11 protein-coding genes and 1 rRNA gene are annotated in these 12,778 nt (G+C 47.0%); 10 read left to right on the top strand and 2 right to left on the bottom strand.

What is annotated here, in order from left to right:
* Positions 1-8 precede the first annotated feature (8 nt).
* The 3 genes from recQ (at position 9) to UF05_RS05265 (ending at position 3,121) form a co-directional block, all read left to right on the top strand.
* The gene (gene recQ, locus UF05_RS05275; protein ID WP_020839846.1) at positions 9-1,844 is read left to right on the top strand and encodes an ATP-dependent DNA helicase RecQ; all 1,836 of its coding nucleotides are present in this window, start codon (positions 9-11) and stop codon (positions 1,842-1,844) included.
* A gap of 9 nt (positions 1,845-1,853) precedes the next feature.
* Positions 1,854-2,159 carry a DUF3630 family protein gene (locus UF05_RS05270; RefSeq protein WP_020839845.1) on the top strand — a complete coding sequence of 102 codons (306 nt, stop codon included), beginning with the start codon at positions 1,854-1,856 and terminating at the stop codon, positions 2,157-2,159.
* Between the two features lie 293 nt (positions 2,160-2,452).
* Positions 2,453-3,121: a 7-cyano-7-deazaguanine/7-aminomethyl-7-deazaguanine transporter gene (locus tag UF05_RS05265; RefSeq protein ID WP_005497391.1), complete on the top strand. Its 669-nt coding sequence runs from the start codon at positions 2,453-2,455 to the stop codon at positions 3,119-3,121.
* A 196-nt stretch (positions 3,122-3,317) separates the two neighbouring features.
* Here the strand turns inward: UF05_RS05265 and gppA are convergent, their stop codons facing one another.
* Positions 3,318-4,811: a guanosine-5'-triphosphate,3'-diphosphate diphosphatase gene (gppA, locus tag UF05_RS05260; protein ID WP_020839844.1), complete on the bottom strand. Its 1,494-nt coding sequence runs from the start codon at positions 4,809-4,811 to the stop codon at positions 3,318-3,320.
* 19 nt (positions 4,812-4,830) lie between these two features.
* Positions 4,831-6,144, bottom strand: a complete 1,314-nt coding sequence (gene rhlB / locus UF05_RS05255; protein ID WP_005458582.1) for an ATP-dependent RNA helicase RhlB — start codon at positions 6,142-6,144, stop codon at positions 4,831-4,833.
* Positions 6,145-6,255: 111 nt separating this feature from the next.
* On the opposite strand from rhlB, the gene trxA reads away from it, so the two are divergent.
* From trxA to UF05_RS05220, 7 genes are all read left to right on the top strand, one after another.
* Positions 6,256-6,582, top strand: a complete 327-nt coding sequence (gene trxA / locus UF05_RS05250; RefSeq protein ID WP_005458583.1) for a thioredoxin TrxA — start codon at positions 6,256-6,258, stop codon at positions 6,580-6,582.
* A 196-nt stretch (positions 6,583-6,778) separates the two neighbouring features.
* Positions 6,779-8,038 (top strand): transcription termination factor Rho, encoded by a 1,260-nt coding sequence (gene rho, locus UF05_RS05245; protein WP_005378757.1) that lies wholly within the window; start codon positions 6,779-6,781, stop codon positions 8,036-8,038.
* A gap of 107 nt (positions 8,039-8,145) precedes the next feature.
* Positions 8,146-9,138 carry a hypothetical protein gene (locus tag UF05_RS05240; protein WP_045545793.1) on the top strand — a complete coding sequence of 331 codons (993 nt, stop codon included), beginning with the start codon at positions 8,146-8,148 and terminating at the stop codon, positions 9,136-9,138.
* Between the two features lie 91 nt (positions 9,139-9,229).
* Complete coding sequence (gene ubiD / locus UF05_RS05235) at positions 9,230-11,083, top strand: 4-hydroxy-3-polyprenylbenzoate decarboxylase (protein ID WP_045545792.1); 1,854 nt, start codon at positions 9,230-9,232, stop codon at positions 11,081-11,083.
* Positions 11,080-11,349 carry a 2Fe-2S iron-sulfur cluster-binding protein gene (locus UF05_RS05230; protein ID WP_005459133.1) on the top strand — a complete coding sequence of 90 codons (270 nt, stop codon included), beginning with the start codon at positions 11,080-11,082 and terminating at the stop codon, positions 11,347-11,349. The genes ubiD and UF05_RS05230 overlap by 4 nt, the downstream gene beginning before the upstream one ends.
* 14 nt (positions 11,350-11,363) lie before the next feature.
* Complete coding sequence (gene fre / locus UF05_RS05225; protein WP_005459134.1) at positions 11,364-12,077, top strand: NAD(P)H-flavin reductase; 714 nt, start codon at positions 11,364-11,366, stop codon at positions 12,075-12,077.
* A 472-nt stretch (positions 12,078-12,549) separates the two neighbouring features.
* Positions 12,550-12,778 (top strand): 16S ribosomal RNA (locus UF05_RS05220); the annotation flags it as partial.

Here is a 12,778-nt window from a genome sequence, read left to right as displayed (position 1 = left end):
GATTTTTCATGACCTCAACTTTGTTAGCCGAACAATCAGACTCACCTGTAACGCCTCAACGTGTGTTGGAGGAAGTTTTCGGTTATCAAACGTTTCGTGATGGCCAGCAAGAGGTCATCGAATCGGCGGTCAAGGGCAAAGACAGTCTGGTGATCATGCCGACAGGTGGTGGCAAATCTCTTTGCTATCAGATACCTGCGCTGGTTCGTAGTGGCATCACCTTGGTGATTTCGCCGCTGATTTCTTTGATGAAAGACCAGGTCGATCAGCTCAAGGCTAACGGCGTTGCGGCAGAGTGTGTGAACTCCACCATGAGTCGTGAAGAGCTGCTGAGTGTGTATAACCGCATGCACAGCGGTCAACTCAAATTGGTTTACGTCTCACCAGAACGCGTGTTGATGCGTGACTTCATCGAGCGACTCGAAAATCTGCCTTTGGCGATGATTGCGGTGGATGAAGCGCACTGTATCTCGCAGTGGGGACACGATTTCCGTCCCGAATACGCCGCGCTGGGTCAGTTAAAGCAGCATTTTTCGCATGTGCCATTTATGGCGCTCACCGCCACTGCGGATGACGCTACACGTCGCGACATTCTTGAACGCTTACGTTTGCATGAACCTCATGTCCACTTAGGCAGTTTTGACCGTCCGAATATTCGCTACAACCTGGTCGAGAAGCATAAGCCGATTTCTCAGATCATTCGTTATCTCGACACCCAAAAGGGCAATTGCGGCATCATTTACTGTGGTAGCCGTAAGAAAGTCGAAATGGTGACGGAGAAGTTGTGCAACAACCACATCCGTGCGGCGGGCTATCATGCAGGGATGGACGCTGATGAGCGTGCTTACGTTCAAGAGGCGTTTCAGCGTGATGACATTCAAATCGTGGTCGCGACGGTTGCCTTTGGTATGGGCATCAACAAGCCGAACGTCCGTTTTGTTGTGCACTTTGATATTCCGCGCAATATTGAATCCTACTACCAAGAAACGGGACGAGCAGGGCGAGATGGTTTACCTGCTGAAGCGATGATGTTGTACGACCCCGCAGACATCAGTTGGCTACGCCGCATGCTGGATGAAAAAGACGATGGACCGCAAAAGCAAGTAGAAAGCCATAAACTTAATGCGATGAGTGCCTTTGCAGAAGCGCAAACCTGTCGTCGTCAGGTTCTGCTCAACTACTTTGGTGAATACCGCGAGAAGCCTTGTGGTAACTGCGATATCTGCCTCGATCCACCCAAACATTTTGATGCGACAGAAGAAGCGCGAAAAGCGTTGTCGTGTGTTTACCGTGTTAACCAAAGCTTTGGTATGACGTATGTGGTTGAGGTGCTGCGTGGTATGCAAAATATCCGCGTGCGTGAACATGGCCACGATAAGATCTCTACATACGGCATTGGCCGCGATCACAGCCATGATTACTGGGTGAGTATCTTCCGCCAGTTAATCCACAAAGGGCTGCTGTTTCAAAACATCACCCGAAACTCGACGTTGCAATTGACCGAGGAAGCTCGACCATTATTGCGCGGGGATGTTTCGCTCGAACTCGCGGTTCCTCGTTTGGATACCGCAGCACGCGCTGCGAAGTCGGACAAACTGACCAGCAAAAACTACGATAAGAAGCTGTTTGCGAAATTACGCAAGCTGCGTAAGTCGATTGCCGATGAAGATGGCTTACCACCATACGTTGTATTTAGTGATGCGACCTTGATTGATATGGCGGAGATTCTGCCAACGTCGTATGGCGAAATGCTGGCGGTGAGCGGGGTAGGTCAACGTAAATTAGAAAAATATGCCGATCCATTCTTGGATCTGATTCAAGAACACATCACTCACCACGGATAAGGAACTAAAATGCAGAAGGAATTTGGCCTAACAGAATACATTGCCGAAGAAGGTCGTTTGCTGATTGCAGCCCCAAGTTTTGATTTAGACACCTTTCCGGCGTTAGGTGAGCGTTTGGTGGGGTTACTCTCTGCGACGGTAATCGAAAAACAGTGGGATGCGGATATCCACTCTTGGCTGATCGATTTTGAAGGTTGCCGCTTATTTATGAAAGCGGAGCATTACAGTGAAGCGATTTGGTTTGAAGCGCTGAACATTGAAGAGAGCAGGGAAGAGCTCGATTATCTTGCTGGATTATTTCAACGCGGCTTCTAAACTCAACTTATCAACTCTTTAAATCATTTTCTTATAGGGTGTTTCACATGAAACACCCTTTTTCGTTTTTCGCCCAATTCTTTGGTGTAAAGGTGAAATTATCGGATAAACGTTTGCGCAAAAAGCACCGCTTGCGAGCGCAATTGGTTAATGTATAATCGCCCACCGCTTCGCTTGGAATGAGTGAAGCCGATTTGAATTTTCATTTTACATTGTTGGTAAGAGTCGTTTTCGTTAATGAAAATGCTCGATTTGGGTTCCCTCGCCCCCAAACCAAACTAAAAAGGTATCGCATGAGTAACTTTACCCCTGCGCAGCAGCGCAACGCCCTTATCTATCTGGTTTTATTCCATCTAGTCATTATTGCATCCAGCAATTATCTGGTTCAGCTACCGTTTACTATCTTCGGTCTGCACACCACTTGGGGCGCATTTACCTTCCCATTTATCTTCCTAGCGACAGACTTAACTGTTCGTATTTTTGGTGCTCAGTTAGCGCGTAAGATCATCTTCTTAGTGATGTTGCCTGCGTTAGCGGTGTCTTACTTCCTGTCGGTTGTGTTCTTTGAAGGTCAGTTCCAAGGATTTAGCCATCTAGGGGAATTTAACCTGTTTGTCGCACGTATTGCGATTGCGAGTTTCATGGCTTACTTACTTGGTCAGATCATGGATGTGCATGTGTTCAACCGTCTACGCCAAATGAAGCAGTGGTGGGTAGCTCCAACGTGTTCGACACTCTTTGGTAATGCGCTAGATACCATCGCGTTCTTTGCGATTGCATTCTACCAAAGTCCAGATCCATTTATGGCTGAGCATTGGACGGAAATCGCGCTGGTGGATTACGGCTTCAAGTTGGTGATCAGCCTTGGCTTGTTTGTCCCAATGTACGGTGTATTACTGAATTATCTGATTAAGAAGCTAACCGCAGTAAACCCAGACTTCAAAGTGAGTACGGCGGCGTAATCTCGCTGATTGAATGTGAATAACAAAAAGCCGCTGAATCCAGCGGCTTTTTTGTATTTGAAGGACGGGTACAAGTCTCGTTGTACAGCACAAGGAGCAATAAGATCATGGGTGTTCTAAAGCTCCAAGCACTGTGCATTAGAATGCCAAATAACAAAAAGGCTCCATAAGGAGCCTTTTTACTCGATAACAATCATTAGCAAGCGGTAATCGTTAATGGCCAACCAATGTCTGTTTGACGGTTCGATTCTATTTCTAACTCAGCAGCCGTAAGCGGGTTAGCTTCTAGCCATTTCGCATCAATGCTCAACGTCAGTTTATCACCTTCAGCCAATAGCTCGACTTGTGGTTCTAAGCTTGGGTTGCGGCGGTGGGTCAGTAGAACTGCAAGACGCAGCAAGCGCAGCACGCGTTTGGCACTTGTTCCAGATATAGCATGTTGCTCTGGTAGTGAGCTTAGCTGCTCGCGGTAACGGCGCGCAATTTCACCAATAAAGAACTTCTGCGCACGTGTATAGCCTGGCAAATCGAGGTTTTGCAGTAAGTAAGCACTATGTTCACCGCCTTTTTTAAAGTCGATGGTTAGGCCAATTTCGTGCAATTTTGCTGTGGTTTCGAGCAGAACTATACCTTGAGGCTCAGCAATCCACTCATCGCCACCGGCTTGCTCTAAAAGCTTACCTGCCAGCGTTGCCACTTGTTCACCATATTGGCAATCAAGCTGATAACGGCTTTGCACGCTACAAATGGTGCGAGCACGAATGTCATTTTGACGCAGCTCGTCGACCATTTCATAAACCAAGCCTTCACGCAGTGCGCCGCCCGCGAGTGTCATCGCATCGATTTCAAGTAACTCGAAAATCGCGATAAGAATAGACAGGCCGCTAGGGAAGACCAAGGCACGCTCAAGCGTTAAACCTTCGATGTCGAGCTCTTCCAAATGATCGGCTAGCATGGCTTGCTTTTGTAAACGCTTAAGCTTGGAGTGAGTAATTACTTCGTCCATACCCTGCGCCAGCATGATTTCTTGTAGCGCCTGAACGGTACCAGATGCACCTACGCACACATCCCAACCAAGATCGGTGTACTGTTCTAAGATTGGCTTGATGGTTTGCTTTGCGCCTTCAATCGCAGCTTCGAAGTTACGGGCATTCAGTTGGCGATCTTTAAAGAAGTTCTCCAACCATGTCACGCAGCCCATTTTTAGGCTGGTGAGGGCTTTCGCTTCAAAACCTTCGCCAATAATCAGCTCAGTGCTCGCGCCACCAATATCAACCACAAGGCGACGACCACTACCACCTGACGTGTGGGCAACACCTTTATAGATAGTGGCTGCTTCTTCTTCACCAGAGATGACTTCGATTGGCTGCCCCAGAATCTGGTTCGCTTTCTCTAGAAATACATCCACATTGGTGGCAGTACGTAAAGTCGCTGTGCCGACAATGCGAATGTTTTGTGTAGGAATATCCTGCAAGCGTTCCGCAAATAGACTTAAGCAGTCCCATCCTCGCTGCATAGCTTCCATACTAAGAGAATTATGTTCATCTAAGCCCGCCGCTAGACGAACTTTGCGCTTAATTTTAGCCATTGTTTGAACGCTGCCATCGATGTGACGCACAACGAGCATGTGAAAACTGTTCGACCCGAGGTCGATGGCTGCGTATAGCGGTGATGATCCTGCTTGACTCATAAACGACGTCAGTTTCCTTTTATGATTGTTTCGGCGCTGATTGACGTGGCTGACGAGGACGGCGTCCTTGAGGCTTACGGTTACCAGAGCGAGTACCACCGGTGTTGGTGCGGCGTTGCTGAACGCGCGGCGCACGCATGCGGATTGGCGCTGGCAGATCTTGAATCAGAGCTGATGCATCGTATTCCGACACAGGAATGGTGTGTTCGATGTATTCTTCAATCGCAGGCAAGTTGATTGCGTATTCTTCACACGCAAAGCTGATTGAATGACCGCTCGCGCCCGCACGACCCGTACGACCAATGCGGTGTACGTAATCTTCACAGTCGTCAGGCAAGTCATAGTTGAATACGTGCGTTACTTGAGGAATGTGTAGACCACGGGCTGCAACGTCAGTCGCAACAAGAATGTCGACATCGCCTTTAGTGAATTGCTCAAGAATCTTTTCACGTTTCTTCTGTGGAACATCACCTGTTAATAGGCCAACGCGGTGACCATCTGCCGCCAAGTGGCCCCAAACTGACTCACATTTATGTTTGGTGTTCGCAAACACGATTGCGCGATCTGGCCACTCTTCTTCAATCAGAGTTTGAAGTAGAGCCATCTTGTCTTCATTAGATGGGTAGAACAGCTCTTCTTGGATACGGTGACCGGTTTTTTGTGCTGGCTCAACCACAACATGCTCAGGATTGTGCATATGCTCGAAAGCCAACTCTTGCACGCGGTAAGACAAAGTCGCAGAGAACAACATGTTCAAACGCTCTTTTGGCTCAGGCATACGACGGAACAAGAAACGAATGTCTTTAATAAAGCCAAGATCGAACATGCGGTCGGCTTCATCTAACACAACTGCTTGAATGTTGTTTAGGTTGAAAACGCGCTGTTTGTAGAAATCGATGATACGGCCAGTCGTGCCGATAAGAATGTCTACGCCATCTTGTAGCTTCGCAAGTTGCTTATCGTAGCTTTCGCCACCGTAAGCTAATGCTGCTTTTAGACCTGTGCTTGCAATCAGCGGTTCAGCATCGTTGAAGATCTGAATCGCTAGCTCACGCGTTGGCGCCATAATAATTGCGCGCGGTTGCGTTGGTTGACGGCCTTCGTGCTCAGGTGTCGTAAGTAGGTGGTTGAAGGTTGCAGTTAAAAACGCAAGCGTTTTACCAGTGCCCGTTTGGGCCTGGCCTGCGATGTCTTGGCCGGTGAGCAGTACCGGCAACGCCAAGGCTTGGATAGGGGTACAATATTCGAACCCTTTTTTTTCCAATCCTTCAGTAACTTGGGGCTGTAAACCCAAATCGGCGAACTTTTGCTCTGTGATATGCGTCTTTTTCATGGCTATAGAATATCAGCTAAAGCTTGCAATACGAAAGTAAATACATTCCAATAGGGCATCTAATTACTGGTTATCATCCAACCAGTTTCGAAAAACACATTGGAGTGGAAGATGAGTGATAAGATTTTGCAGCTAACTGATGACGGTTTTGAAAACGATGTAATCAATGCTGCAGGCCCAGTTCTCGTAGATTTTTGGGCAGAATGGTGTGGTCCTTGTAAAATGATCGCTCCTATCCTGGACGAAATCGCTGAAGAGTACGAAGGCAAACTCACTATCGGTAAACTAAACATCGACCATAACGCAGGCACGCCGCCTAAGTTTGGTATTCGCGGTATTCCAACGCTACTGTTATTCAAAGACGGCAACGTAGCGGCAACGAAAGTTGGTGCTTTGTCTAAGACTCAGCTTAAAGAGTTCTTGGACGCAAACTTATAATCACCAAGTGATTACAGATAAAACCGTGCAATGTAACAATGCGCGGTTTTGTTTTTCTAACTCTGGACTAGAATATTAATTAGTGCTAACTTATCGCGCGTTAATTGAACAAATTTCTCTTCTTGGTCGATCCTGAGACCAAATCCATCTTAACTAGAAAACAGATCTTATTTTGACTAAACAAGAATCCACCACCATGAACCTTACCGAACTGAAGAACAGACCTGTGTCTGACCTTGTGAAACTGGGCGAAAGCTTAGGACTAGAGAACCTAGCTCGCTTAAGAAAACAAGACATCATCTTCGCGATTTTAAAAGCGCACGCTAAAGGCGGCGAAGACATCTTTGGCGATGGGGTTCTGGAAATTCTGCAAGACGGCTTTGGTTTCCTACGCAGTGCAGACAGTTCGTACCTTGCTGGTCCGGACGACATCTACGTATCACCAAGTCAGATTCGTCGTTTTAACCTACGTACTGGTGACTCAATTGCTGGTAAAATTCGCCCACCAAAAGACGGTGAACGCTACTTTGCCCTTCTAAAAGTCAATACAGTTAACGACGACAAACCAGACAACGCTCGTAACAAGATCCTATTTGAAAACCTTACCCCCCTGCATGCGAATGAACGCATGGTAATGGAGCGTGGTAACGGTTCTACAGAAGACATCACAGCACGTGTTTTAGACTTGGCATCGCCTATCGGTAAAGGTCAACGTGGTCTGATTGTTGCTCCGCCAAAAGCGGGTAAGACAATGCTTCTGCAAAATATCGCTCAAAGCATCGCATACAACCATCCAGAGTGTGAGTTGATGGTACTTCTTATCGACGAACGTCCAGAAGAAGTAACAGAGATGCAGCGTCTAGTTAAAGGTGAAGTAGTCGCGTCGACTTTCGATGAGCCAGCATCTCGTCACGTACAAGTGGCAGAAATGGTAATCGAGAAAGCAAAACGTCTTGTTGAACACAAGAAAGACGTTGTTATTCTGCTTGACTCTATCACTCGTCTAGCTCGTGCTTACAACACCGTAGTGCCTTCATCAGGTAAAGTACTAACAGGTGGTGTGGATGCAAACGCATTGCACCGTCCTAAGCGTTTCTTCGGTGCGGCACGTAACGTAGAAGAAGGCGGCAGCCTAACTATCATCGCAACGGCACTAGTCGATACTGGTTCTAAAATGGATGAAGTTATCTACGAAGAGTTCAAGGGTACAGGTAACATGGAACTGCACTTGAACCGTAAGATTGCTGAGAAGCGTGTATTCCCTGCGATTGACTTCAACCGCTCTGGTACACGTCGTGAAGAGCTACTGACGAAGACTGACGAACTACAGAAGATGTGGATTCTGCGTAAGATCGTTCACCCAATGGGCGAAATCGACGCAATGGAATTCTTAATCGATAAGCTGGCAATGACGAAGACGAATGATGAGTTCTTCGATGCGATGCGTCGTCAGTAATAACTGAGTTCTTATTTTGAAAAAGCCACCACAAAAATGGTGGCTTTTTTATTGCTTTCTATCAATAGAAGCAGCAAAATGAGAACAAATGTTATCGGGAGGTTAACATGCAACAAGGAATGTTGTCGTCATTACTCCTGAGCTTGTCACTGCTCACTCTACCCGTGGCCGTTTCTGCGAAGGAAATGCAGGAGTCTGTGGTAGAACAGTGGCTTCAGGATACTCAAATTCAAACCAAAGTTTCTGAACTCCTTGAGTACGTGGTCAGAGATGAGGTTGATTCGCTTAAATTTTCCCTCGATCGGCTCGCTTTTCCTCAGCAAGAGGTGGTGCGTTTTCGCCTGTTGGAAAAATTAGAACAGCAAAACATCATACTTACCCCGCGCATGGCACTGTTCGTGGAATCGCAAGTTCGTTTGACACCAACGTATCAAATGTTGGAGCGAGGCGATGGCTATGAATTCAGTGTACCCGCATTCAATTACCCAGCGATTGCGAGTCGTTTAATTAAGCGTTGGAAGCAAGACCAAAGCACGTTAGATTTTGTGCTGCAAGCTGAACGAAAAGAGTTAAACCTGCAGCAATGGTTAACGGGGACGTCTCAACAAATTCAGACAAGAGAATCCTTGCTCATTCGTGAGCTAGATAGCTTATCGCCAAGTGCGTTAAAGGCCTTAACGACGCAGTTAACTCAAGCGAATGTCACCAGTTGGCTACCGTCCACAGCAGTGGTCGTTCGTATGGCGCAAGTCAGCCAAGACAAAGCTATGTACGATTTACTATGGCGAATGCGCGCCGATTACAATAGCCAACAGGAACTCAAGCGCTTAGCTGATACAGGAGATGCTTTCTCTTTGCAGCAGTTGATGAATGCCACGATCAACCCAAGCCTCAAACCTCACGCGATTCGCTTACTCACCAAATCCAATCCATTATCGCCGGAAGTGAAACAGTTTCTTATTGCGAAAATGGCATTATCTGAAGAGGCGACACTGGTCGCTCGTCAACTGGCTCAACAAGGCCACCACACATGGCTTGAAGAATTAATTTCAAGTAACCGCCAAGTAAAGGCTCGTCAGATCGAGCAAGTATTAAAGTAACCCTGCTCACATACCCACACAAAATAGGAGGATCTTAGCGTCCTCCTATTTGTTATACTGCGGACAGTTTAATCAGCCAGCATGAAGGCCTATGAGTTTTAAGGATTTACGCGAATTTATCGACCATCTAGAACAGAAAGGTCGACTTAAACGCATTACTCACCCTGTCGATCCCGCTTACGAAATGACAGAGATCAGCGACCGCACCTTACGTGCTGGTGGCCCTGCGCTGTTGTTTGAAAATCCAATCGGCTACAACGTTCCTGTTCTGACCAACCTGTTTGGTACGCCAGAGCGCGTTGCGATAGGTATGGGGCGTGAAGACGTAAAAGAATTACGCGAAGTCGGCAAACTGCTGGCTTACTTAAAAGAACCTGAGCCACCAAAAGGCTTCAAAGACGCATTGGAAAAACTGCCAGTATTCAAGCAAGTGTTGAATATGCCAGCCAAGCGACTGCGTAAAGCGCCATGCCAAGACATTGTATGGCAAGGTGACGAAGTCGATTTGGATAAAATTCCGGTGATGAGTTGTTGGGCGGAAGACGTAGCACCATTATTAACGTGGGGTTTGACGGTCACCAAAGGGCCGAATAAAAAACGCCAGAACCTCGGTATCTACCGCCAACAAAAAATCGCCAAAAACAAAATCATCATGCGTTGGCTAGCTCACCGTGGTGGCGCGTTAGATTTGCGTGATTGGATGGAAATCAACCCGGGTAAGCCGTTCCCAGTTTCCGTGGCGTTTGGTGCCGACCCTGCCACTATCCTTGGTGCGGTGACGCCAGTGCCGGATACGTTATCAGAATATGCCTTTGCTGGTTTGCTGCGTGGCAGTAAAACCGAAGTGGTCAAATCCATCAGTAACGATTTGGAAGTCCCAGCAAGTGCTGAAATCGTCATGGAAGGGTACATCGACCCGAACGAGTTTGCCGATGAAGGCCCTTACGGCGATCACACTGGCTACTATAACGAAAAAGAAAAGCATCACGTCTTTACCATTACGCACATCACCATGCGTAAAGACCCAATTTATCACAGTACCTATACTGGTCGTCCGCCAGATGAGCCAGCGGTATTAGGCGTGGCACTGAATGAAGTATTCGTGCCAATTCTGCAAAAGCAATTCCCTGAGATTGAAGACTTCTACCTACCGCCAGAAGGTTGTTCGTATCGCATGGCCGTTGTAACCATGAAGAAGCAATACCCAGGTCATGCGAAACGCGTGATGATGGGGGTTTGGTCCTTCTTGCGTCAGTTCATGTACACCAAGTTTGTGATTGTGTGTGATGAGTCGGTAAATGCGCGTGACTGGAATGACGTCGTCAAAGCGATGACCGAACATATGGATCCAGTGCGCGATACCTTGATGATAGACAACACGCCAATCGATTCTCTCGACTTTGCGTCGCCAGTGGTGGGGTTAGGTTCCAAAATGGGACTAGATGCGACTATCAAATGGGATGCGGAACTTGCAACACGTCCCCAAATCAGTGAGCAAGACAGTAAAGTAATAACAGAAGCCGATTTGGAATCACTGAAACAACAGCGTCCAGAGATTATTGATATCTATCTACCGCCAACAACCAATAATCGTTTTGCCGTCGTTACGATGAAGAAAGACCAAGCGGGCCAATCTCAAGCATTAATGGAATACCTGTGGGACTTCTTCGCGCAATACACCGACAACAAGTTCGTTATCTTGTGTGATGAGGACGTCAATGCGCGAGATTGGAATGACATCATTTGGGCGGTGACCACTCGTATGGATCCGGATAGAGATACCACTCGAGTATCAGGTAAGGCAGAAAGTTCATCTAAACTCGGACTGGATGCGACTAACAAGTTCGAATCTGAAGTCACGCGTGAGTGGGGTACGCCAATTAAAAAAGATCCTAAACTTGTGGCTAAAGTCGATGAGATTTGGGACCAGTTAGGTATTCTATGAGTCATCAAGTCCACCTTCTGCCTATAGACGTAACATTTGAGGTTAAAGAAGGGGAAACGGTGTTGGAAGCCGCGCTCAACAACAATATTCGCTTCCCACATCGTTGCCAAGTTGGCGCTTGCGCCATGTGCATGTGTAAAAAGCTATCGGGCGAGGTGACATATCACCTCGAACCCATGCTAACCAATAAAGAGCAGCAGCAAGGTTGGATATTCCCTTGCCAAGCCTATACAGAAAGTAATTTAGTGCTTACTTTTGATGAGTAAGCGAGAGGAACACCATGACCATCCAATGTAAAGTAAAGTCTATTCAGCCGTTAGCTTGTAATACTTACCAAATTCTACTGCACCCTGAGTCTCCAGTTGCGTTTAAAGCTGGCCAATACCTGATGGTTGTGATGGGAGAAAAGGACAAACGCCCATTCTCGATTGCAAGCAGCCCTTGCCGACATGAAGGCGAATTAGAACTTCATATCGGGGCTGCTGAACACAACGCTTACGCCATCGAAGTTGTCGAAGCGATGAAAGCTGCGTTAGAAACGGGTAATGATATTGAAATCGATGCGCCGCACGGTGATGCGTGGGTACAAGAAGACAGTGAACGCCCGCTGTTATTGATCGCTGGTGGTACAGGTTTTAGTTACGTACGTTCGATTCTGGATCATTGCGTAGCGCAGAATAAAACCAACCCTATCTATTTATACTGGGGTGCTCGTGATAATTGCCAGCTGTATGCGAAAGACGAATTGCTCGAACTTGCACAGAAATACGCAAATGTTCACTTTGTTCCGGTTGTTGAGGAAGCCCCAGCAGATTGGCAAGGGAAAGTCGGTAATGTACTACAAGCCGTGAGTGATGATTTCGAAAGCCTAGAAAACTACGATATCTATATTGCTGGTCGTTTTGAAATGGCGGGCGCAGCACGTGAGCAATTCACTCAGAATAAAAAAGCGAAGAGTGAACGTATGTTTGCAGACGCGTACGCATTCATTTAAATTCCGCGTTTCAGGCAGAAAAAGAGGGTTTTTTACCCTCTTTTTTGCTTTTTTGATGAAATAGTCATCGAACAGCTAGTTTTATCCATTTTTTTTCAAAAAAGGGTTGCGCTCGGAACTCAACTCCCTATAATGCGCATCCACCGACACGGCAGACGCGATAAGGCTTCAGCAGGGTCGGAGAGGTAAAAAGCTCCTGAGAAAATAAATTGAAAAAAGTGTTTGACTCTTTCAATTATCTCGCTAGAATGCACCTCCGCTTTGAGAGAAAAACTTCTCGCAGAGCAAGCTCTTTAACAATATAGACCTATCAATCTGTGTGGGCACTCGTTGATGATAATCCAATTCGATACCTCGGTATCAAATTAGGTTTCAATGAAACGAAGTGACCATTGAATCTTCGGATTCAGCACAGTCAATTCAAACATTACTTTATGTAATGTTCAGTATTCATTGAGCCGAACAAAATCTTAAATTGAAGAGTTTGATCATGGCTCAGATTGAACGCTGGCGGCAGGCCTAACACATGCAAGTCGAGCGGAAACGAGTTGTCAGAACCTTCGGGGGACGATAACGGCGTCGAGCGGCGGACGGGTGAGTAATGCCTAGGAAATTGCCCTGATGTGGGGGATAACCATTGGAAACGATGGCTAATACCGCATGATGCCTACGGGCCAAAGAGGGGGACCTTCGGGCCTCTC

The organism is Vibrio sp. S457-15, from assembly GCF_000960545.1.
GTDB lineage: Bacteria > Pseudomonadota > Gammaproteobacteria > Enterobacterales > Vibrionaceae > Vibrio > Vibrio parahaemolyticus.
The sequence above is the reverse complement of the archived record's forward strand: the minus strand, read 5'-3'. Positions and strand labels throughout refer to the sequence as shown.

What these genes read in the sequence shown, in the direction of transcription:
- UF05_RS05270 (WP_020839845.1), top strand. Translation starts at nt 1,854, where the DNA reads ATGCAGAAGGAATTTGGCCTAACAGAATACATTGCCGAAGAAGGTCGT.
- rhlB (WP_005458582.1), bottom strand. Translation starts at nt 6,144, where the DNA reads ATGAAAAAGACGCATATCACAGAGCAAAAGTTCGCCGATTTGGGTTTA.
- UF05_RS05265 (WP_005497391.1), top strand. Translation starts at nt 2,453, where the DNA reads ATGAGTAACTTTACCCCTGCGCAGCAGCGCAACGCCCTTATCTATCTG.
- ubiD (WP_045545792.1), top strand. Translation starts at nt 9,230, where the DNA reads ATGAGTTTTAAGGATTTACGCGAATTTATCGACCATCTAGAACAGAAA.
- trxA (WP_005458583.1), top strand. Translation starts at nt 6,256, where the DNA reads ATGAGTGATAAGATTTTGCAGCTAACTGATGACGGTTTTGAAAACGAT.
- fre (WP_005459134.1), top strand. Translation starts at nt 11,364, where the DNA reads ATGACCATCCAATGTAAAGTAAAGTCTATTCAGCCGTTAGCTTGTAAT.
- UF05_RS05230 (WP_005459133.1), top strand. Translation starts at nt 11,080, where the DNA reads ATGAGTCATCAAGTCCACCTTCTGCCTATAGACGTAACATTTGAGGTT.
- gppA (WP_020839844.1), bottom strand. Translation starts at nt 4,811, where the DNA reads ATGAGTCAAGCAGGATCATCACCGCTATACGCAGCCATCGACCTCGGG.
- rho (WP_005378757.1), top strand. Translation starts at nt 6,779, where the DNA reads ATGAACCTTACCGAACTGAAGAACAGACCTGTGTCTGACCTTGTGAAA.
- recQ (WP_020839846.1), top strand. Translation starts at nt 9, where the DNA reads ATGACCTCAACTTTGTTAGCCGAACAATCAGACTCACCTGTAACGCCT.
- UF05_RS05240 (WP_045545793.1), top strand. Translation starts at nt 8,146, where the DNA reads ATGCAACAAGGAATGTTGTCGTCATTACTCCTGAGCTTGTCACTGCTC.